Below are 20,004 nucleotides of genomic sequence, written 5' to 3'. Positions count from 1 at the left end.
TCGATCTTCGCCAGAGGACCCTTCTCCCTCTTTCACCGTTGTCGGATCATGTTTAGAAATTGGGAACCGATTATAAGGCATACTGTTTAACGAGGATGATGCGTGTCTGCGGCCAGAGCGATTACGCAGCGCGAGAGAGGAACCCGGATGCTGATTGTCTGCCCGTCCTGTGGCATCAAATATAATGTGCCTGCGTCTTACCTGACAAAGGACAGGACATTGAAGTGCGCAGGGTGCGGCACAAGCTGGGTCGTCAAGGCTGTCCAGCCCACGGCTGCTGAAGCCGTAGCGCCTTCTCCTGTGGCAGTATCCCGGTCGCCGGAACCTGAGACGCGTGATCATCCTGTAGCGACGCCGTCAGAATCGGTCGATCCCCAGACGGATGCCGTCGCCTCCGCTGTGGTCTCCGACGGTCCTCCAGTTTCTTCTGTCACTGAAGCGCAGCCGGAGGAACGGAAACCGGAAGTCTCACAGGAGGATGAACAGCCCGTCGCACCAGAGACCGAGATGGCTGCGGCTCCGGAAGAGCCGTCTTCTCCCCTGCCGCCTGCCTCTGAGGTTCTTGCAGAAGCCGCACAGCCGTCGGTCTCTCCGGAAACGGGTTGGGAAAGCAGTCTGCCCCAGCCTGTCGCCGGAGAAAAATCAGCGCCGTTTACTCATGAAGCATCGCCCCGGCTCGAAACGCCTGTCCAGAATGAAGAGCATGATATTCGGCAGGAGTCGGTTGCGGAACCTGAAATAGGACTGCAGCAGGATGTAACAGATTCCACTGTTGCGAATGGGGAAGCGGCTCTTCCGTCTGTTCCGAAAGAAGAACGGACGCCTGAAAGTGAAACGCATAGCGAGGCGCTGTCAGACGAGGCGAGGGAGCCCGTCACCTCGCAGACGCCGGACGAGACGGAGCACGAAACATTCTCGACTGTTTCCGAGCTCCCGACTGACCAGCATTTCTCCACGCGGATTACGCCCCGTCAGGAGAAGATGGTTCAAGAGCCCCAGGATGAGGAGGCGGGCGGGTTTGCGAAGCCTTTCAGTTTCCTTGATCTCCCTGTTCAGCCTTCTCCGGTTTCACCGCCCGTTGCTGAAGCGGCTCCGCCTAAAAAGAACGTCGCCTATCGCAGCATCTGGGATGATGAGCCCGAACCGGCTCCGCAGCAGACCGGCTTTGGGACAAAGCATGAGGAAGAGTCTCATGAATGGCATGAAAAGGACCTCGACGAACATTTCAACGTTGGCAACACCGGTTTTTCTGGATCAGGTCATCAGGATGAAAGTCTTCTTGAAGACTCCAAAAATTCGGATCGTCTGAAAGACGTATCAGGACATCCACAGCCGGAGCCTGAATCCGGAGCATCCCGGAACCACGCGGAAGAGAGTGACGCGTCTGCATCGCCAGCGCCGCAGGACGCGACGTTCGATGACGTCATCATGCGTCTGCGGGCCGCCAGAAATAATCCAGGCAGTCAGGAAAGTCTGGCAGGCGAGGAAAGCACACCTACTCCGGCTCCGAAAAAAACCGAACATTCGACAACGGCGCCCTGGGTGCCGGTGTGGGATCGCGTTGCCGAGCCTGAGCAGGAAGAGGCGGAAGCAACTGCTCCTGCGGAAGACCATCATGATGAGGCGATCTGGGAGCATGAGGAGGTATCGGAGGGCGATGCCACCGTGCCTTCCGGGCACATCGAAACCGCAGAAGAAACTGAGGTGGAGGAAGAGCCTGCCGCCACGCCTCGTCATGTCACGCCGGCAATCGACATATCCAGCCGCCTGCGGAGCGATGTTCTCAAGCGCACCGAGCAGGCCGAGGACAGTGGGACTTCTTTTCTCGAAAGTGCGGCTTTCTGGCGGAAAGCGTGGCTTGTCAGTGGCGTTGGGACTGTTGTCGCACTGGCGGCTTGCGCGCACTGGTTCAGCGCATTGCGTCACCTGTGGCCTGCCCTGAACCTGCTCTGAGAATAGCGGGGCAGGCGTTTCGTGTTTGAGAGGCCTGCTCCCGTCGCCGGATAGTCTTCCTCGGCGGGGGCAGGCAAAGATAGCGTCCGGTCTGCTGGAACGGCTGATCGTTTGGTCCTGTTGCCGCCTTTTACATGGACCGTGCGGCGATGGCGGACAGGGTAGCACCAAAAGCAGCGACAGCCATGAGCAGGATACCATCGAAAATCAGTCCTGATGGTGTCAGCAGATGCGAACCGAGCATGACTTCATGCGGGATGGCCTCTGAAACATGCGACATCACATCATGGGCCTGCGCGTCCACATGGCTTGCGCTGGAGGACACTGCGCTCACGACATGGGGCAGGGCCGCCCAGCCGATCCCTGCGATCAGCAGCAGTGGAGCCAGTAGCTCGGCAACCTGCTGCGCCATGTAGAACAGGAAATACAGCACAGACCAGATTCCCAGTCTGAGCAGGGAAGACAGGCCATTCGAGCTTCCGTTCTGACGTCCCGCCGAGGCGCGGGAAGGGGAATAACGGTCGTCACTGAAGCTCATGCGTTACGGTCTCTCTCTGTGGGTCCGGCAGAAGATCGACGATGATCTTCACGCCCCTATACCAGACCGGCTGTCCGCAGAACATGCTGACGGATGGCCATCCGGCGTGGCAAAAAGCCCTCAGGCCATGCCACGCCAGCGGTTCCTCTGCAATTTATTATTTGAGATAGACCTGCCCGTAGGAGGCTGCTCCCAGTCCGGGACAACTGCATGGCGCACCGACCGGGGAGGCCAGAGGCAGTTGGCAGGTGTAGAGACCGGCCTTGCATGTGCCACCGAGCGGCGTTCCGGGCGGGTAGGTGCCGGGTGCGATGGGAGTGCCTGCCTGACCTGTGCAGGCGGCCAGCGCGGCGGCGGCAAGACCGAGCACGAGCGCGCGTGCCCCACGGCGTTTTGCAGACTGGAAAACGGACATATCCATCGGAAAATCTCCTCAAGGATGAAATGGTTAGGCCAGACTAGCCGGCTTTTTCCGGGAAGTCAGTAAAAGCAGAGTGTTGCTTGTCCGGAAGGCATAACATCACTCCGAAAGAGCGGTTCCCGCAGCGTAGCCGCTCGCCCATGCCCACTGGAAATTATAGCCACCCAGCCAGCCGGTGACATCGACGGCCTCGCCAACGAAATAAAGCTGCGGCAGGTTCGTGCTGGCCATGGTGCGGGACGAGAGCGCCTTGGTATCCACGCCACCCGTGGTCACTTCGGCTTTGGCATATCCTTCCGTGCCCGAGGGAGTGAACTGCCAGTTTTTCAGGGTTTCCGCCGCTGCACGAAGCAGTTTGTCGGGCCATTCCGCCGCGGCTTTCTCACCGAGCAGACGCGGGCCAAGCTCTTCAGCAAGCCGCCGCGGCATCTGCTCGGACAGGATGGCCACGGCGTGGGCGCGTGAGCGTTCTTTTCTGGCGTTTTTGAGGGTCTCGAAAGCATCCTTTTCCGGAAGCAGATCAATCCTGATGGACTGCCCCGGTTTCCAGAAGGATGAAATCTGGAGGATGGCCGGACCTGACAGGCCTTTATGCGTGAACAGCATGGCCTCTTCGAAAATGGTTTTGCCGCTCTGTACGCGCACGGGGAGAGATACGCCGGAGAGGGCGGGCATCCAGCCCAGATCGTCGATATTGGCTTGCAGTGGCACAAGACCGGGTGCTGGCGAGACCAGAGGAATATCAAACTGGCGGGCCAGACGATGGGCCAGCCCCGTCGCGCCGAGTTTGGGAATGGAAAGGCCGCCGGTTGCAAGGACGAGCGACTGCGCCTCTATGGTGAGAGTATCGGTTTCCACCGTAAAGCGATCTGAAAACCGGACATCCCTGATCGTCTCGCCGAGGCGGATCGTAACGTCGCCCTTGGCGCACTCATCCAGCAACATGGCGAGGATCTGACGGGCAGAGCCGTCGCAGAAGAGCTGTCCCAGCGTCTTTTCATGCCATGCGATACGATGCTTTTCGACCAACGCCAGAAAATCGGCAGGCTTGTAGCGTGCCAGGGCTGATCGGGCAAAGTGCCGGTTCTGGGACAGGAAGCGGTCCGGCACGGTCTGTAGATTGGTGAAATTGCACCGTCCACCACCGGAAATCAGGATCTTTCGGCCCGGCTCGTCATTGTGGTCAAGGACCAGAACCCGTTTACCACGCTGTCCGGCCGTGAGCGCCGTCATCAGTCCCGCAGCCCCCGCACCGATGACGACTGCGTCGAATGTTTCCTGCCGTTTGCCGCTCACGCTTTCTTCTCCAGACAAAAAAAGCCGCCAGCCCGAAGGCCGGCGGCTTCCAAAACCCCCTTCCGCACGGAGCGGAAGGTGCGTTCCAGATCAGCGCTTGCTGAACTGGAAGGAACGACGGGCCTTGGCCTTACCGTATTTCTTACGCTCGACCTGACGGGAGTCACGGGTCAGGAACCCGGCTGCCTTCAGAACGCCGCGCAGTTCCGGCTCATAGTGCGTCAGCGCACGGCTGATGCCGTGACGGACAGCGCCAGCCTGACCGGACAGACCGCCACCAACGACGGTGCAGACAACGTCGAACTGGTTGTAACGGTCGGTCACGAGGAAAGGCTGTGTCAGCAGCATGCGCAGGACCGGACGGGCGAAGTAGGTGCCGATCGGACGACCGTTCACCGTGACCTCACCTTTGCCGGGCTTGATCCAGACGCGAGCGACGGACTCTTTACGACGGCCGGTGGCGTAGGAGCGGCCCTGAGCGTCGCGCTTCACTTCGTAGACAGGAGCTTCTGAAGCCACAACCTGAGGAGCGACGTCCTTGAGGTCGGCGAGCGTGCCTGTGCGTTCAATCGTTTCAGACATGGCGATCAGACCCCACTCTTCGCAATGGCGGTGTTCTTGCGGTTCATCGCGGCGACATCCAGCTTCACTGGCTGCTGGCCGTCATGCGGATGCTCGGAACCGGCATAGACATGCAGGTTACGCATCTGGGCGCGCTGCAGCGGGCCACGCGTGATCATACGCTCGACAGCTTTCTCGACGACTTCGCCGGGGTGCTTGCCGTTCAGACGCTGCGTGATCGTGCGCTGCTTGATGCCACCGGCATAACCGGTGTGGTAATGGAAAAGCTTCTGATCGACTTTATTGCCGGTCAGCTTCACTTTCTCGGCGTTGATGATGACGACATGGTCGCCGCAATCAACGTGCGGGGTGAACTGCGGCTTGTGCTTGCCGCGCAGACGCGCTGCAACAAGAGTGGCGAGACGGCCAAGAACGAGCCCTTCGGCGTCGATCAGGATCCAGTTCTTCGTCACTTCCGCGGGCTTAAGCGAGCGGGTGGTTTTCATTGTTTCTATGTCCGTCCAGAAATCTTGAGCGGTTCGGGTGGGGCCTTATGCGTAAGCTGAGATGGTCCGTCAAGAGAAAAGACGGAAGAAAAATATCAATTTCATTTTGTTCTTTTATTTATAAGGATTATTTTTATACGGTAACATTATACCGTAATATCGGATGCTGCAAAAACCGCAGAAATCCGTGGGTGGTTTTTCCTGATGCTCTTGAAGCAAGGCCCTGATATGTAAAAGGAACCAAGGCTGATCAGAGGGTTGCTGTCTTAACATGAACCGAGAAACCACGCGCCGCACCATCATTACCCTGTCCGCTCTTGCGGTTATCGGACTCGGCTCTGCGGGGTGGATCTGGGTCCACAGGGAAGCCAACCACGAACTGATCGAGGCGCTGGAAGACGCGAAGACCCATCTGCCACCGGGCGTTGAATTCACCTGGAGCAAGGCTGTCGCCCTGCCCACCAGTCATGGTGCGCGGCTCACAGATGTCGTGCTGAAAGACCCCACCGGTACGATCTCCGCCGCCACGATCGAACTGATTGGAGCTGTTGTCGGCTCTCCGACGGAGAGTAAAGGCGCGCCCGATCACAGTTCCCTGCATTTTGATCATGTCATTGCCTACACGCTTCAGGTTACGGGAACCGGAGGCTCCATGCAGGCGAAACGGCTGTCGCTGGACGGCATCATGCTGCCGCCGCCGACTGAAGATCAGGTCAGCAGCCTGATGATGGATCATGGGGAGGCGACGCAGGCTGTTCTCGCCTCGACTGATGGACTGGAAAGCGCGAGGGCCGACCATATCATTCTGGATCAGTACGGGACGGGGCGGGTCTCCCGTCTGACCTTCGAGAAGCTTCAGCTTCATTACGGCGACCATCCTGTGAGGGATGCCAGCATTGGACAACTGGTGTCAGACGGGTCTGATCTGGCGGGGCTGTTGCAGTCGTATCTGAAAGGCGATGGTCTGCTGTTTCACGATGGCAATCAGTCCATCATTGCTCAGGATTTTCTTCTCAAAGGAGAAGTGGATGGGCCGGGAAGCGCAGAAGACCGTCTCGCGGGATTTGAAAAGGCCCATCTGCACATCGATACGGATGGTCAGAAAAGCCGTGTAACGGAGAGTCTCACGCATTTCAGACTCTGGCCGACCGGTCCGCGCACCATGGGCATCAAGACGCTTGGATATGAGAAATTTGACGCGGCGATTGTGCTGAACGCGATTGTGGATCGGGGGGCGGACGTGGCCCATGTCACGGAGTTTGATGTGAATGCGCCTGAATTTGGACATCTGAATATCGCGGGCGATTTTACCCAACTGGTTGCACAGCAGGGAACCCTGCCTCAGCCTCAACTCCTGCATCTCGATTTTTCATGGCGGGATGCGGGGCTTGTTCCCCGTATTCTCAACAACGCCGCGGTCAATCAGGGTATGGATCCTGATGCCTATATTACCCTGCTGAGACGGACATGGTCGCCTGCGGGCACGCCGTCAGACAGCATGGGAGCACAACTCGCCGGATATATCGCAAATCCGGCGGCAGGTCCTCTTACCGTCATGCTGGCGCCGGAAAAACCTGTGCCGCTTCTGGCGCTCGCGGTAATCCCCGAGGCTGTGACGCACAGGCAACTGGCGGAGTCTCTGGGGATGAGCGTGCAGGGGCCGACATCCGCGTCAGGCGACGACACGCACGCGCCAGACCCAAACATGACAACCGACGAACCGGTTGACCCTGAAGTGCTCGCTCCGGGGGCATCGGTGGCGCCCAAGATGGGTGCGCCTGCCTCTTCCACAGAAAAACACTGAGGGCGGAACTGCCGGGTTGTTGAAGAGCCTCCACAACCCGGTCATCTTTTCAATAATCGTTTCAATACTGGGCACAAGACATCGTGCTGCTGGTTTCGCGGCGCTGGCGTTTTGCAACAGGGAAGTTTTTCAAAAGATCATCTGTGTCTGTAAAGGTTCAGAGAGCGTTTGCTCTCTGAAGATAAATCTTCAGGGTGTGTTTCCATCCCTGAATGAGTTCTGGAATTATTTTTTCCTGACGACCACATTGTCAATCAGACGTGTGGCGCCAACTCTGACAGCCAGCGAGATCAGCGCCTCGTCGTCGATGTTCTCAAGTTCTGTCAGGGTGTGAGGATCAGCAACACTGATATAATCCACGCAAAAATCAGCATCCTTTGAAAGAATGTCGCCAATCAGCGCTCTGATGGTCGATGCATTGCGCTCACCCGCAGCAATGTGTCCCTCCGCCTTTCCAAGACTGTCATGCAGCAGGAGAGCCCGTTCCTGCTCGCTTTTACTCAGATAGGAATTGCGACTGGAGAGTGCGAGGCCTTTTTCATTGCGGACAATATCGCAGACCACAACCTCAACGGGAATGTTCAGGTCAGTGACCAGTTTGCTGATCACGGCGCATTGCTGCGCATCTTTCTGACCGAAAAAAGCCTTTGTCGGCTGAATGATATTGAAAAGCTTGGCAACGACCGTGGCGACACCAGAAAAATGTCCGGGACGGAAAGCGCCTTCCAGTGGTCTCGAAACCTCTCCAACATCGATACTCGTGTCGAAACCCGGTGGGTAAATTTCGCCTGCATCCGGTGTGAAAACGAGAGAAACACCGGCTTCCCTGAGAAGCGACAGATCCCGTTCGAGGGCTCGTGGATAACGGTTCAGGTCTTCATCTGGCGCGAACTGTGTTGGATTCACAAAGATGCTGACAGCAACAGCGTCACATTCTTCCTGCGCGCGGCGGACAAGACTGAGGTGTCCTTCATGCAGGAAACCCATGGTCGGGACGAAACCAAGCGTGCCATCCAGTCTGGCCCGTGTTTCGCGAGCGGCGGCGATAGTGGAAACAATCTGCATGTCAGTGATCTTTATGGTCCAGAGAGGCAATTGCCGCAGTGAGTTCGTCAGGGTCCATCGTGGAACTCTGCGCGTCTGTTGGAAAAGCGCCTGAGCGAACATCCTCGGCATAGGCGCGGACAGCCTGTTCCATGGCGGCTCCGATATCGGCAAACCGCTTGGCATGACGGGGGGGGCGGCCTTCAAACAGGCCAAGAATATCGTGCCAGACCTGCACCTGTCCGTCACAGCCGGCCCCTGCTCCGATGCCGATGACGGGAATGCCTACTTTTTCAGACACGGCGGCGGCCAGCGGGGCGGGCACGACTTCCAGCACAAGCGCAAAAGCACCGGCCGCTTCGAGAGCAAGAGCGTCTTCAATCAACTGGCGTGCCTCGTTCGCACGACGGGCCTGCACACGCAGGCCGATCTGGTGCTGTGACTGAGGTGTCAGCCCCAGATGCCCCATGACCGGCACACCACAGTCAACCAGACGGCGGATCTGCGGTGTAATGCTTTTCCCGCCTTCCAGTTTGACAGCCTGCACACCTGACGACTGCATGAGACGGCGGGCAGAGGAGACCGCGTCCTCGATAGTGGCGTAGCTCAGAAAAGGAAGATCCGCGACAACAAGCGCCTTTTGGCTGACGCGCATGACGGCGGCGGCATGTCGCTCCATATCTTCAAGGGTGACAGGCAGCGTTGTGCTGTGTCCGAGCATGACCATGCCCAGTGAATCGCCGACAAGCAGAACGGGAGCGCCCGCACGTTCGGCAATAAGGGCGGACGAGCAGTCATAAGCCGTTATCATGGCGATGCGCTCGCCATTCCGCTTCATCTTCTGCATGTCAGCGACTGTAACCCGCATCTCCGTCTCCGTTGTTCGGCACGTTGGGGCGCTGTTGTGCCTTACTCCGGCGGGAAGACCAAGGGGGAGGCGCTTCGGGAACTGATCAACTCAGGCTGAATGTCCTGCAAGCCTATGTATGACCGTTCATGATTGTGACCATTCATTAGCCGGGTCAGTAGTCGGGAAAGCCATGGATGTTGAACACAAGCGCGGACCTGTTCGACGGAGATTGGGGGTGTCATGCGCTTCACGGTGTAGGGTGAAGCTGAACGAGGGGATGCTCCCTGTCCTGATTTTGAAAAAGAACAATCCAGCATCTCCGCTCAGGTTGCGGACGAATCAAAACGCACCACATGCGCTGAAGGCACGGGAACACCTTCTTGGTCCGGATATCCCGGAGGAGTTCTTTATCGGATGGAAGAAGGCGCAGTGCAGCGGGCGGTTACGGTAACCGGGATGTATTCCAGATGCTCGCTGCATGGCGAAAGAGAATAACGCTCTCAGCGCGTTAAGATAACTTCGGTTTTCTCATTGGCATTTGTATGCGCAGGGGTGAAAATCGTTCCTCCCTGTGGAGACAGTCCATACCCGGAACTCCGGGCTTCCCACACGACGCGAGCTGCTACGTACCAGTCACCGACTGGTAAATTGTCAAAATGGAAGCTCCCGGATACGTCACATCTGGTTTCCCGCTTATAGACCAACGCCTCAGGATCACGATTTATAACCTTTGAATAATGAACTTCGTGAGTTATCTCCTGCTGGTATACGTGGTATATTTCTGTGGTATAGGCGCTCTTTGGAAAAAGAATAACTTTGTTTCCGGCGCAGGTTCTGACATCCCCGCCTCGCGTTCTAAGAAATGCCTGCCCATAGATGGTCGCAGTTCCTGGCTGCTGAGACCACGCTACGTCAGCAGGGTTAAAAACAGTTTTGATTGTATAGGGTGATGCACATGCAGCAAGCGCTGAGCATGCGGCAACGGCAGCGAGAAAGCTCCTGAACATCAATTATCCCCGAAAGTGTGACGGATAGAAACAGTTTGAATAATTGTCCTGTCTCGTCACACGTGCAACGGCTATTCCTTAAACTGATCGCATACCAGTCCGCGTCGCGGCCAACGCTTGCTCGTATCGTGCGTGGCTAACGCAGCCATTCAGACGTCGTGAGGAAGGGCTGGCCAGGCTACGACTCTATCTACTCGCCCGCTCACGATGCAGAGCGGCGAGTGATTGAGGCGGAACGTCGCGAGATAGAGCATATCATGCGTGATCGTGAATGATGGCGGGACTATGCCCGCGCCCTGTGGCGGCAAGCGTGGGCCGCAGGGCTAATCCCTTGCCGGTTTCCCGATACTTGAACCCCATCTCCGTCCTCGTAGGTGCTGTCGGCGGCATTGCGTCAGTTCTCGTGCTGACATGGGCGACAATCAGGGCGCGGCGGAAGGATGATCCGTTTGGGTGACGTATTCCGGACCGAGTGCGATGCTTGAGGGGAGGGACGGGGCTTGTGCCGGGTGGTGCGAGGGTGTTTGAGTGGTCGCAACGGCCAGTTTTGATAGCAGAAAATGTATCCGGCTTTTTGTCCGAGGTCATGTGCGCTTTGGGCGCATTATGCGCCGCGTGCGTCGATAAAGAATCGTTGATTTCTGCGGAAAATGGTGCCGGCGGAGAGATTCGAACTCCCGGCCTTCGGTTTACAAAACCGCTGCACTACCACTGTGCTACGCCGGCAACGTGGCGGGGTATATCGCGTGTCCGCTCGGAGCGTCAAGGGTCTTCGTCAGGCAGGGAAACCCACCGGGGAAGCGTGCTCAGACCGGCGCAGGTCAGGCGTCCGCCGGGCAGGAAATCAGGCGCTCCGGTGATGCCGGGGGCGGAGAGGGGGAGCTGGCGTAAAACCCGCACGGCGAGAAAGCCGAAACACTCGGCTTCCAGGGCATCGCCGTTCCAGCCAAGGCTGTCTCCCAATAAAACGGGGGCGTTCAGGGCCTTTTGCAGCCCTTCCATCAGCACGGGATTATGGCGTCCGCCGCCGCAGACGTACCAGACGTCGGGCTCTTCCGGAAATTCTGTGCGCGCCACGGCGGCGATGGTGAAAGCAGCGAGAGTGGCGGCGCCATCAGCGGGAGAGCAGCGGGAAACTGCATCGAGAGCCGCGATGAAACTCTGACGGTCAAGGGATTTCGGGGCGGGGCGGCTGAAATAGGGATCCGCGAGAAGCATGTCGAGAATAGCCTGATCGACATGCCCGTTCCGGGCCAGCGCGCCGTCCGTATCACAGGCCACGCCTGTATGTCGGAGCGCCCAGTCATCCATCAGCGCGTTGCCCGGCCCGGTGTCGCAGGCGATGATCTCGCCACTCCGCCCGAGGAAGGTGACATTGGCCACGCCGCCGATGTTGAGGATGGCCACCGGTCTCGGAGCATTCTGCAAAAGCGCTGCGTGATACCAGGGCGCGAGAGGCGCTCCTTCGCCACCGGCAGCGACATCGGCGCTTCGGAAATCATGCACGACCGGAAGCTGTGTTTTGCGTGACAGCAGCGTCGCATCACCAATCTGCCAGGTCCGATGCAGGGCGGGGGCATGGTAGATCGTCTGGCCGTGAAAACCGATCAGATCGACGGGACCTGTCTGGAGCCGCAAGGCTTGGACGGCTTGCACATGGCGTTCTGTCAGAAGCCGTTCGAACTCCAGAACTTCGGGCGAGTCCGGCGCGAGGTATGCCGCATGGTCGAGAAGTGTTCGGGCACACTGACGAAGATCGGGATCATACGGCAGGGACAGAGAGGGGCCACGTTCAAAAACCGTAACGCCGTCCGTACGGATGACGGCGGCGTCCACTCCGTCGAGCGATGTGCCGCTCATCAGGCCGATCACGTTGAGTGGACGACTCATGACGACAAACTCCGGCTGGACAGGGACAGATTCTGGAGCGGTATCCGTTCAGACTGAATCACGGATACCGCTCCAACTCAGTGTTTATCGAGCCACTTTATCCGACCAGACGATTCCGTCCGATCAGATGTTGCTCTAGCGGCGGAGTTCCATGGAGATCGGGCCTTCACGGCGACCGTGCGTGAACTGATCCACCATGTCGTTGCCTGAGTGCATGAGTGAGGAGGCTGGTCCCTGCCACACCAGCCTGCCCTGATACAGCATGGCAGCTTCATCGCCGATCCGCTGGGCGGAGGCCATGTCGTGGGTAATGGCGATGGCGGTCGATCCCATCGTTTTCACGCAGTCGACAATCAGCCCGTCAATGACCGCGCCCATGATGGGATCGAGGCCGGTTGTCGGCTCATCGAAGAACAGGATCTCGGGCCGGTCGGCGATGGCGCGGGCGAGCCCGACGCGTTTCTGCATGCCGCCGGACAGTTCGGAGGGGGAAAGGTCACCGACCGATGGGTCGAGACCGACCTGTTCCAGCACGGCGTTTGCCCGCACCCGCGCTTCCGCCCGCGACAGGCGCGGATGCTTTTCGGAATGTCTGGTGGGTTCAGGGGCAAGCAGGCCGAAGGCGACGTTTTCCCAGACCGGCAGACTGTCGAACAGGGCGGCGTTCTGGAACAGCATGCCGATTTCGCCGATCCGTTCTTCCCGCTCACGGCGGGGCGCACGCAGAACGTCCACCCCGTCAATCTCGATCAGACCTTCATCCGGCTGGATAAGTCCCAGAATGCAGCGGAGCAGGACGGATTTTCCCGAGCCGGAGCCACCGATAATCACGAATGAGGTGCCTGTCGGGACATCGAGATCAATGCCGTCGAGCACGACTTTCGTGCCGAAAGCCTTGCGGAGTCCGCGAATACGGATTTTTGGCGAGGAAGGTGTGTTGTCTGTCATTGCGCGAAGAACAGGTCTGTCAGGAGGTAATCGAACGCGAGCACGAGGATCGACGCGGAGACGACGGCGGAGGTTGTGGCGCTGCCCACGCCTTCTGCGCCACCCCGACTTGTGTAGCCGTAGTAACAGCCCATCAGGGTGATGAGGAAACCGAAGACGGTCGCTTTCACCAGCCCCACCATGACATCTTCGGTTTTCAGGGCGTTCATGGTGGCGGCGATATAATTGTCCGGCGCGAAGCCGAGCTTGACTGTTGCCACCGTAAAACCGCCTGCGACGCCGAGAATATCTGCCACGACCACCAGCAGGGGAAGGGCGATCACACCTGCTGCGAGGCGGGGGGCGACGAGATATTTCATCGGATGGGTGCGCAGGGTCGTCAGGGCGTCGATCTGGTCCGTCACCCGCATGGTGCCGATCTGCGCCGCCATGGCGGCGCCCACGCGGCCTGCCACCATGAGGCCGGCCATGACCGGACCGAGTTCGCGGGTCACTGCCAGCACGACGATGTTCGCGATGGCGCTTTGTGCGTGGTACTGTGCGAAACCGGTGTAGGACTGGAGGGCGATCACGCCGCCCGAGAACAGGGCTGTTAGTGCTACGACGGGCAGGGACAGGAAGCCGGTGTCCGTAAGCGACTGGAGAAAGACGCGCCAGTAAAAAGGGGGGCGGAAAAAGCAGGAAACCCCTTCCAGAGCAAACAGGGCTATGGAACCTGCCCCTCGCGTCACGACAAACACCGTTCGGCCCAGCAGGGCGACAAGATCAAGTAAGGTGTTCATCCGGCGTGTTTGGTCCTTGCCTCTGGAATGTGCCAATTTTGCACAAACAACAGCATTACAGTCATATAGCCGTAGCCGGTCAGCCGAATGGCGTCAAAACTCGTTTTTGCTTTGAATCTGTTTTGCTGAGGTGAGAGTCCTAAAAAATCTCTCTGGAACTGTTTTTTTTCTGGTCTTGACCGCGAGGGACCGGACAGGTTCAAGTCTGTGCGATTTCGGGCGGGCGCCCTGTTCGTCTGATGACAGGCCCGGAAAATCGGGAGGAGACTTCGGTGCGTATTGCAATGATCGGGGGAGGCTATGTCGGCCTCGTTTCGGCTGCGTGTTTTGCGGAATTCGGAATTGAAGTGGCTGTGGTTGAAAACAGCCCGACACGTCTGGCCGCTCTGCAGAAAGGCCAGATTCCTATCTATGAGCCCGGCCTCGACAAGCTCGTCGAATCGAATATGCAGGCGGGACGCCTGTCTTTCGGTGATGACATCGCCTCTGCTGTAAAAGACGCGGAGGCTGTGTTTATCGCCGTCGGCACGCCGCCGCGGAATGGCGATGGCGCTGCGGACATGCAGTATGTCCATGCGGCGGCGCAACAGATCGCCCGATCGCTGACCAACTATGCGGTTGTCGTGACGAAATCGACGGTACCGGCCGGCACCAGCCGCCGCATCGCCGAGATTATCCGGGCCACGCGCCCCGATGCCGATTTCGACGTCGCATCCAATCCCGAGTTCCTGCGTGAAGGCAGCGCAATCGGTGACTTCATGCGTCCGGATCGTGTGATCATCGGTCTCGACAAGACGGCTCCTGATGGCGGCGCACGTGCGGAAGCTGTCATGCGCAAGGTCTACCGTCCGCTGTCTCTGATCGAAGCGCCGCTGCTCTTTACGTCGCTGGAGACATCGGAACTCACCAAATATGCGTCCAACTCGTTCCTTGCGGTGAAGATTTCCTTCATCAACGAGATGGCCAGCCTGTGTGAAAAGCTGGGTGCTGATGTGCATGATCTGGCCAAGGGCATGGGGCTTGATGGCCGTATCGGCCGCAAGTTCCTGCATCCGGGGCCGGGCTATGGCGGTTCCTGCTTTCCGAAGGACACGCTGGCCCTGTCGCGTATTGGTCAGGAAGCGGGAAGCCCGTGTCGTCTGGTCGAGACGACCGTGCAGGTCAACGATGCCCGCAAGATCGGCATGGCCGGTCGTATCATCGCAGCCTGTGGCGGTTCGGCGGAAGGCAAGACGATTGCGATCCTCGGTCTGACCTTCAAACCTGAAACAGACGATATGCGTGAGGCTCCGTCGATCCCCATTCTGCATCGTCTGGCGGAAGCCGGGGCGAAACTGCGGGCGTTTGATCCGGTTGGCATGGAAGTGGCCGCACCGATGCTGCCGCCGACCACGACGTACTGCACCGATGCCCTGGATGCCGCCAAGGGAGCGGATGCGCTGGTTGTGCTGACGGAGTGGAATGTCTTCCGAGCACTCGCACCCAAGGCGCTTGTGGAAGCCATGAACGGCAAGGTTGTCGTCGATCTGCGTAACATCTTTGACCCGGCGGCGATGCGCGCAGTCGGTCTGGATTACCAGTCGGTCGGTCGTCCCTGAGGTTAAAATGTCAGGGAAGACGCTGTATGTGCTTCCCTGACGCCCTGCTCAAAGCTGGCAAATAAACTTGATATGACAGAGGGGAAGATCTTCGTTATCTTCCGCGTCAGCAAGTATGTGTGCAGGGAGGATGGACAGGATGGAATGGCAGGGTCTGGTGTCCATGCTCATTGCTGTTTTCATGTTTTTCGTTCTGCCGCTGCTGCTTGGCTTTGTCATTGTGATCAGGGATGCGCGTTGGCAGGCTGAACAATCCTGTTGCCCTAAGCCCCGGCGGATCATTGCGAAAGAGATTACGGTTTCCAGATAGGTAGCGTCTTCGGTCTGCGGGCCCGGGGCTTATGCTCTGAACTGAGAGCAGCGTGCGCACACGGATCGCACGGTCAGGCGCGCTGGCTTTTCTGAAATACTGAAATCATTTCTGTTTTATCCTGTGGATATCGGAGGATAAAATTTCCACAAACATATCGTGGTATTCAGGAGGCAGCGTTTGATGGCTGCCTCCTGAATTCTGTTTAGTTGTCAGTCGCACGGTCTACTGCGCGACCAGCCTTTTCAAGTGGTCCTTTCGGCGGATCGACAGTATCGCGCACTTTTTCACCAAAAGTCCGCTCGTGTGGCTTGCAGGCAGTCAGACTGGCACAGGCTACTGAAAGCGCCAGAAGAGCAAAGAGAGTGGAACGCATGGATAGCCTCCTGTAGATTTCCAGAAAGCGTATCAGGACGTATAAAGTTCCATTTTTTGATGCGTTTTTTTGTAAAAACGCCGCAGCGTGCACACTGTGTGGGCCGCGCTGTCCTGGCTGTTTTGAGGACATCCACACAAAATGTCATTGGAAAGAAACATCCTGACTGTCAGGAAGGATTTGTTTCTTATCATCATTGTTCAGTCATTTTAAGAAGCAGGAATGATTCGGCTCCTGCGTAGGGGACGGTTATAGAAAGTCGGGTCATTGAGTCGCCAGTTCATTTGTCTGACCAGAATCTGTTTCTATAAATCTGTTTTATTTTCAACAAAAAGAATATGATGTATGGTGTATTTTATCTTCGGTCTATGGATTGGTGGGTTTGTTGGTGTTTTTATAAATATAATTTTTAACAAGTCATAATATACATGAAAAATCGTCTTCTGTTTGTTTTAAAGTCCCGTGAAGGTCACTGGGGCTACGGTTCGCGTGAATCTGGTCTTTCAAACTCTGTCCGTTTCGTCGTGGATATGCTCAATGCCGGTGGTGTTGAAGCACAATCTGTTGAAGTCGCAGATAACAATTCGATTGATCGTGAGGTAACAGCCTACAGGCCTACCCATGTGATCATTGAGGCGTTCTGGGTTGTGCCGGACAAGTTCGATGTTCTGAAAAAACTGCATCCAAATGTGCAGTGGATCGTCAGGGATCATTCGGAAACCCCATTTCTTGCCAATGAAGGCATCGCCTTCGGCTGGACCGTCGATTATCTGCGACGCGGTGTTGAGGTCATGTGCAATGCGCCGCGCGCCGTGTCGGATATGGCGGTTGTGGCGATGGGCTGTGGACTGGACCCGTCCGGCATTACCTATGGGCCGAATGTCTATCCGATCCCGCGTCTGTGTGACATCGCTCTTCATGCCCGCCAGCAGGGTGTCGTCAATATCGGGTGTTTCGGGGCTGTGAGACCCCTGAAAAACCATATGACACAGGCGATCGCCGCCATCGCATTTGCTGAATCCATCGGCATGGTTCTGCGCTTCCATATCAATGCAACGCGTGTGGAGGGGCAGGGCAGCCCGGTTCTGAAAAACCTGCGTGAACTCTTTGCCAGATCGGATCATGAACTGGTCGAGCATGGGTGGATGCCACATGCGGAGTTTCTGACCGTGCTTTCCGGGATTGATATTCTCATGCAGGTCTCCTTTACGGAGACATTCAATATTGTTGCCGCTGACGCGATGGCCATGAGTGTTCCGGTTCTGGTGTCATCCGAACTTCCGTGGATTGGTCATTACGCACATCGAAACCCGACCGACGCCGCTGACATGGCGCAGGGACTGTATGCGATCTGGAATGAAAATGAGCATGAACGTCTGAGCCGACTTCTGAAACAGCGGCGCGACATGGAAGTGTATTGCGCACGTTCGTCGGCAACATGGCGGCGACGTTTCGGTGGAGGGACCCGACTGTCTGACATGGCGCTGCGGGACGTGGCGAATGCCTGACTGGGCCTTGTTCTGCGGTCTGGGGGCGATCAGTGCAACGCTCATCAATGCTGGACTGGTCACCTGTTTTGTCTGGATAAGGAAGAAACAGGACCAGACATACTGGGATGCAAGGAAGTGAAGGCGTTCCTTCTGCTCTGCGTCCTGTGTCTTGGGTGTGAAGGGTGCACGACAATCCCCGCAGAAGCGCAGCATGATCTGATTGGAGTTTCCCGTTCAGATCTCGTGGCATGTGCGGGCGTACCTGATCAGGACGAAACAAGGGATAGTCAGGAAGTCCTTGTCTGGAAAATTGAGAAGTCCGGGAGCGGTACATTTTCCATTTCCGCGCCTCTCGATGTTGCCATGACCATCAACACCAACGGCGCCTGTCATGTCATCGCCAGCATAAGGGATGGCAAAGTCGCGCGAGTGGCTTATACCGGCCCTTCCTCAACCTGGCAGGGGAAGGACGCGGCCTGCGCTCCAGTGTTGCGGGCCTGCGTTACTTCTGCCGGAAAATAGACGGTGATCGTGTTCGGGCGAGCGTCAGAAGCCCGCCGTCAGGTGGAACTGGAAATGTTGGTAGCATGAAACAGACTATTCTGCCTGGTGTGGTTCTTGATGAAGATGATCTTGAGATCACCTATATTCTCGCTTCAGGCCCCGGTGGACAGAACGTGAATAAGGTCGCGACGGCTGCCCAGTTACGATTCAATCTGATCAGTGCTCAGGGCATACCGGAACGCATCCGTCTTAAAGCACTGGAACTGGCAGGAACACGGGCGACCCGTGATGGAGCGATCGTCATCACCGGCAGGCGCTTTCGCAGCCAGCAGAGAAACCGTGAGGACGTTATTCAACGCCTGATTGACCTGATCAGGGAGGCGGCGCATCGCCCCGCATTCCGTGTCGCGACGAGACCGGGACGCGCCGCCCGGCAACGGCGTTTGGATGGCAAGGCTCACCGGTCTGGCATCAAGCAGAACCGCAAAGTCAGGTCTGACGACTGACTGGACTATCAGTCGTCAGAATGCCGGGGTCTATTTCCACATATCGTCCATGACAGGCACAGCCGAGGCTTCTGTCGGCACAGCGACCTGCATGGATTTCAGCTCAGCTTCGCTTTTCGCAATGGCAGTTTCTTCCGTCTTCAGATCCAGAGACCGGCTCAGCAACGCATAGACACTGCCGGAAACGATCAGCCCGACAAGCCATCCGATATCGACCCCGCCAAGCATTTTTGCGATCGGTCCGGTATAGATTTCAGGCAGCACGGCGAACGGGATCGTGATAATAAACCCGATTGCGTAGGCCAACAGGCCACGAGATTGCCACATACCGTAGATGCCACCATCGGGCATGAAGAGGTTTGTGATGGCGTAACGACCTTTGCGGACCACAAAATAATCGACCAGATTGACCGCAGTCCACGGCACCAGCAGATACAGCATGACCGTCAGGGTCGCGAAAAGCAGCCCGATGGCGTCCGAAGGACATTTCAGGGACAGGCCTGTCCAGATCGCGGCAACGGCGATCACGGTCAGAATACGGGCGCTGCGGGTCGGATTGAGCGGGCGAAAAGAGTCTATTCCGGTCAGGATGGTCAGCATGCAGCTATAGGCATTGAGACCCATCGTTGCGATCAAGGCGACGACAGATGCAAGAGAAACAATCGATCCAAACCCCGGAAAGACCGCGTCGCCTGCCTGATGGAGAGCGACCAGTCCGTCAGAAGCGCCAAGGCGGGTTGCAAGCCATGCGCCGAGTATGATGAGCCAGATGGCGGAGGACGACGCGCCGAACATCACCGCCGTGATGATTGAAACCGGACGGGTATTGCGCGGCAGATAGCGGGAATAATCGGAAACATATGGCGCGTAGGTGATGTTGTAGCTGGCGCTGGCGGCGATCTGTCCGATGAAGGCGACCCAGCTGAACCCGACGATGGTTGGTGCAGCCCCTCCGGCGTGGCCCGTCAGGATCGCGCCCGTGAGGATGATGTAGAGAGGAAGAGAAACGTAGAAGCACAGCTTGAAGATCGTGTGCAGGCAGTCATGCCCATAGATGGCGAACAGGGCGGCGATGATGGCCATGCCGATCGTGACGGCGGTGATATTCCAGCCGAAGATCCCGTTCAGGCCAGCGGAAAGCAGCACCGTGTCAACAACATTGAAGCCGATAAACGTGACCAGCGTCCCAATCAGGACGAGAGATACCCCTCGGTAGCCGAACTGGGCGCGGGATTGAATCATCTGCGGCAGGCCCAGTTCCGCGCCCTGTGACGCGTGAAACGCCATGAACAGCGTGCCGAACAGAATGCCGATGATACCCGCCAGCGCCGTGTAACCAAGTGAGAGACCCATGCTGGGTCCGACAAACCCGATGGCGATGGTAAAGAACTGGAAGTTGCCCAGAAACCAGAACGGTCCCTGATCGGCGACACGACCATGACGCTCGTTCTCGGGTACATAGTCGATGGAGCGGGTTTCGATCCCTCCCTGACGGGAGGGAGTGTCCTGGGTGAGGGTAGGTGTGGCTGACATCGAGTGCCCCTCTGAAGGATGTCTGGGGGTAGAACGATTTGTATTCGTAATGATATGGCGCGCGTATTGACAGGGCCAATTCCAAAT

General features: G+C 57.6%; 19 protein-coding genes and 1 tRNA gene. 7 read left to right on the top strand and 13 right to left on the bottom strand.

All coding sequences use genetic code 11. The annotated features are described in order from the left end of the window. Window positions 1-102 precede the first annotated feature (102 nt). Entirely contained in the window at window positions 103-1,953 is a 1,851-nt protein-coding gene (locus LKE90_RS06980; protein WP_291494001.1) for a zinc-ribbon domain-containing protein, read from the top strand. A gap of 130 nt (window positions 1,954-2,083) precedes the next feature. Here the strand turns inward: LKE90_RS06980 and LKE90_RS06975 are convergent, their stop codons facing one another. From LKE90_RS06975 to rplM, 5 genes are all read right to left on the bottom strand, one after another. Further along, window positions 2,084-2,491 (bottom strand): hypothetical protein, encoded by a 408-nt coding sequence (locus LKE90_RS06975; protein ID WP_291494003.1) that lies wholly within the window; start codon window positions 2,489-2,491, stop codon window positions 2,084-2,086. A gap of 157 nt (window positions 2,492-2,648) precedes the next feature. Further along, window positions 2,649-2,912, bottom strand: coding sequence for a hypothetical protein (locus tag LKE90_RS06970; protein WP_291494005.1), 264 nt, complete (start codon window positions 2,910-2,912; stop codon window positions 2,649-2,651). Window positions 2,913-3,011: 99 nt separating this feature from the next. Beyond that, window positions 3,012-4,208: an NAD(P)/FAD-dependent oxidoreductase gene (locus LKE90_RS06965; protein ID WP_291494006.1), complete on the bottom strand. Its 1,197-nt coding sequence runs from the start codon at window positions 4,206-4,208 to the stop codon at window positions 3,012-3,014. A 90-nt stretch (window positions 4,209-4,298) separates the two neighbouring features. After that, window positions 4,299-4,790 carry a 30S ribosomal protein S9 gene (rpsI, locus tag LKE90_RS06960; protein WP_291494007.1) on the bottom strand — a complete coding sequence of 164 codons (492 nt, stop codon included), beginning with the start codon at window positions 4,788-4,790 and terminating at the stop codon, window positions 4,299-4,301. A 5-nt stretch (window positions 4,791-4,795) separates the two neighbouring features. Further along, window positions 4,796-5,275 carry a 50S ribosomal protein L13 gene (gene rplM / locus LKE90_RS06955; RefSeq protein WP_077812251.1) on the bottom strand — a complete coding sequence of 160 codons (480 nt, stop codon included), beginning with the start codon at window positions 5,273-5,275 and terminating at the stop codon, window positions 4,796-4,798. 271 nt (window positions 5,276-5,546) lie between these two features. On the opposite strand from rplM, the gene LKE90_RS06950 reads away from it, so the two are divergent. Beyond that, entirely contained in the window at window positions 5,547-7,079 is a 1,533-nt protein-coding gene (locus LKE90_RS06950; protein ID WP_291494009.1) for a 3-demethylubiquinone-9 3-methyltransferase, read from the top strand. A gap of 225 nt (window positions 7,080-7,304) precedes the next feature. Here the strand turns inward: LKE90_RS06950 and panC are convergent, their stop codons facing one another. From panC to LKE90_RS06920, 6 genes are all read right to left on the bottom strand, one after another. After that, window positions 7,305-8,144 carry a pantoate--beta-alanine ligase gene (gene panC, locus LKE90_RS06945; RefSeq protein WP_291494010.1) on the bottom strand — a complete coding sequence of 280 codons (840 nt, stop codon included), beginning with the start codon at window positions 8,142-8,144 and terminating at the stop codon, window positions 7,305-7,307. Window position 8,145: 1 nt separating this feature from the next. Beyond that, window positions 8,146-8,991, bottom strand: coding sequence for a 3-methyl-2-oxobutanoate hydroxymethyltransferase (gene panB, locus LKE90_RS06940; RefSeq protein WP_291494011.1), 846 nt, complete (start codon window positions 8,989-8,991; stop codon window positions 8,146-8,148). Window positions 8,992-10,631: 1,640 nt separating this feature from the next. After that, a tRNA-Thr gene (locus LKE90_RS06935) sits at window positions 10,632-10,706 on the bottom strand. A 36-nt stretch (window positions 10,707-10,742) separates the two neighbouring features. Beyond that, window positions 10,743-11,870 carry an anhydro-N-acetylmuramic acid kinase gene (locus tag LKE90_RS06930; RefSeq protein WP_291494012.1) on the bottom strand — a complete coding sequence of 376 codons (1,128 nt, stop codon included), beginning with the start codon at window positions 11,868-11,870 and terminating at the stop codon, window positions 10,743-10,745. A 135-nt stretch (window positions 11,871-12,005) separates the two neighbouring features. Beyond that, the gene (locus LKE90_RS06925; RefSeq protein WP_291494014.1) at window positions 12,006-12,818 is read right to left on the bottom strand and encodes an ABC transporter ATP-binding protein; all 813 of its coding nucleotides are present in this window, start codon (window positions 12,816-12,818) and stop codon (window positions 12,006-12,008) included. After that, window positions 12,815-13,600 carry an MlaE family ABC transporter permease gene (locus LKE90_RS06920; protein WP_291494016.1) on the bottom strand — a complete coding sequence of 262 codons (786 nt, stop codon included), beginning with the start codon at window positions 13,598-13,600 and terminating at the stop codon, window positions 12,815-12,817. The genes LKE90_RS06925 and LKE90_RS06920 overlap by 4 nt, the downstream gene beginning before the upstream one ends. Before the next feature lie 284 nt (window positions 13,601-13,884). On the opposite strand from LKE90_RS06920, the gene LKE90_RS06915 reads away from it, so the two are divergent. Both LKE90_RS06915 and LKE90_RS06910 read left to right on the top strand, forming a co-directional pair. Beyond that, the gene (locus tag LKE90_RS06915; protein ID WP_291494058.1) at window positions 13,885-15,198 is read left to right on the top strand and encodes a UDP-glucose dehydrogenase family protein; all 1,314 of its coding nucleotides are present in this window, start codon (window positions 13,885-13,887) and stop codon (window positions 15,196-15,198) included. A 139-nt stretch (window positions 15,199-15,337) separates the two neighbouring features. Beyond that, the gene (locus LKE90_RS06910) at window positions 15,338-15,508 is read left to right on the top strand and encodes a hypothetical protein (protein ID WP_291494018.1); all 171 of its coding nucleotides are present in this window, start codon (window positions 15,338-15,340) and stop codon (window positions 15,506-15,508) included. Window positions 15,509-15,713: 205 nt separating this feature from the next. On the opposite strand, the gene LKE90_RS06905 is transcribed toward LKE90_RS06910, so the two are convergent. Continuing rightward, a complete protein-coding gene (locus LKE90_RS06905) occupies window positions 15,714-15,884 on the bottom strand; it encodes a hypothetical protein (RefSeq protein ID WP_291494020.1) in 171 nt (56 codons plus the stop codon). 428 nt (window positions 15,885-16,312) lie between these two features. Between LKE90_RS06905 and LKE90_RS06900 the strand changes: the two genes are divergently transcribed. The 3 genes from LKE90_RS06900 to arfB all read left to right on the top strand — a co-directional run bounded on the left by LKE90_RS06900 (window position 16,313) and on the right by arfB (window position 18,384). Then, window positions 16,313-17,392, top strand: a complete 1,080-nt coding sequence (locus tag LKE90_RS06900; protein ID WP_291494022.1) for a hypothetical protein — start codon at window positions 16,313-16,315, stop codon at window positions 17,390-17,392. 117 nt (window positions 17,393-17,509) lie between these two features. Continuing rightward, the gene (locus LKE90_RS06895; RefSeq protein ID WP_291494024.1) at window positions 17,510-17,896 is read left to right on the top strand and encodes a hypothetical protein; all 387 of its coding nucleotides are present in this window, start codon (window positions 17,510-17,512) and stop codon (window positions 17,894-17,896) included. A 65-nt stretch (window positions 17,897-17,961) separates the two neighbouring features. Next, on the top strand, window positions 17,962-18,384 hold the full coding sequence (gene arfB, locus LKE90_RS06890) for an alternative ribosome rescue aminoacyl-tRNA hydrolase ArfB (RefSeq protein ID WP_291494026.1): 423 nt from the start codon (window positions 17,962-17,964) through the stop codon (window positions 18,382-18,384). Between the two features lie 30 nt (window positions 18,385-18,414). Here arfB and LKE90_RS06885 read toward each other — a convergent pair whose 3' ends face one another. Next, on the bottom strand, window positions 18,415-19,917 hold the full coding sequence (locus tag LKE90_RS06885; RefSeq protein WP_291494028.1) for a purine-cytosine permease family protein: 1,503 nt from the start codon (window positions 19,915-19,917) through the stop codon (window positions 18,415-18,417). Window positions 19,918-20,004 lie beyond the last annotated feature (87 nt).

Origin of the sequence: Acetobacter sp., from assembly GCF_022483985.1 — a bacterium.
GTDB lineage: Bacteria > Pseudomonadota > Alphaproteobacteria > Acetobacterales > Acetobacteraceae > Acetobacter.
The sequence above is the reverse complement of the archived record's forward strand: the minus strand, read 5'-3'. Positions and strand labels throughout refer to the sequence as shown.

Bases quoted from the DNA above. Each gene is read 5' to 3' on its own strand.
- LKE90_RS06975 (WP_291494003.1), bottom strand. From the start codon at position 2,491: ATGAGCTTCAGTGACGACCGTTATTCCCCTTCCCGCGCCTCGGCGGGA.
- LKE90_RS06970 (WP_291494005.1), bottom strand. From the start codon at position 2,912: ATGGATATGTCCGTTTTCCAGTCTGCAAAACGCCGTGGGGCACGCGCG.
- rpsI (WP_291494007.1), bottom strand. From the start codon at position 4,790: ATGTCTGAAACGATTGAACGCACAGGCACGCTCGCCGACCTCAAGGAC.
- rplM (WP_077812251.1), bottom strand. From the start codon at position 5,275: ATGAAAACCACCCGCTCGCTTAAGCCCGCGGAAGTGACGAAGAACTGG.
- LKE90_RS06950 (WP_291494009.1), top strand. From the start codon at position 5,547: ATGAACCGAGAAACCACGCGCCGCACCATCATTACCCTGTCCGCTCTT.
- panC (WP_291494010.1), bottom strand. From the start codon at position 8,144: ATGCAGATTGTTTCCACTATCGCCGCCGCTCGCGAAACACGGGCCAGA.
- panB (WP_291494011.1), bottom strand. From the start codon at position 8,991: ATGCGGGTTACAGTCGCTGACATGCAGAAGATGAAGCGGAATGGCGAG.
- LKE90_RS06930 (WP_291494012.1), bottom strand. From the start codon at position 11,870: ATGAGTCGTCCACTCAACGTGATCGGCCTGATGAGCGGCACATCGCTC.
- LKE90_RS06925 (WP_291494014.1), bottom strand. From the start codon at position 12,818: ATGACAGACAACACACCTTCCTCGCCAAAAATCCGTATTCGCGGACTC.
- LKE90_RS06920 (WP_291494016.1), bottom strand. From the start codon at position 13,600: ATGAACACCTTACTTGATCTTGTCGCCCTGCTGGGCCGAACGGTGTTT.
- LKE90_RS06915 (WP_291494058.1), top strand. From the start codon at position 13,885: ATGATCGGGGGAGGCTATGTCGGCCTCGTTTCGGCTGCGTGTTTTGCG.
- LKE90_RS06910 (WP_291494018.1), top strand. From the start codon at position 15,338: ATGGAATGGCAGGGTCTGGTGTCCATGCTCATTGCTGTTTTCATGTTT.
- LKE90_RS06905 (WP_291494020.1), bottom strand. From the start codon at position 15,884: ATGCGTTCCACTCTCTTTGCTCTTCTGGCGCTTTCAGTAGCCTGTGCC.
- LKE90_RS06900 (WP_291494022.1), top strand. From the start codon at position 16,313: ATGAAAAATCGTCTTCTGTTTGTTTTAAAGTCCCGTGAAGGTCACTGG.
- arfB (WP_291494026.1), top strand. From the start codon at position 17,962: ATGAAACAGACTATTCTGCCTGGTGTGGTTCTTGATGAAGATGATCTT.
- LKE90_RS06885 (WP_291494028.1), bottom strand. From the start codon at position 19,917: ATGTCAGCCACACCTACCCTCACCCAGGACACTCCCTCCCGTCAGGGA.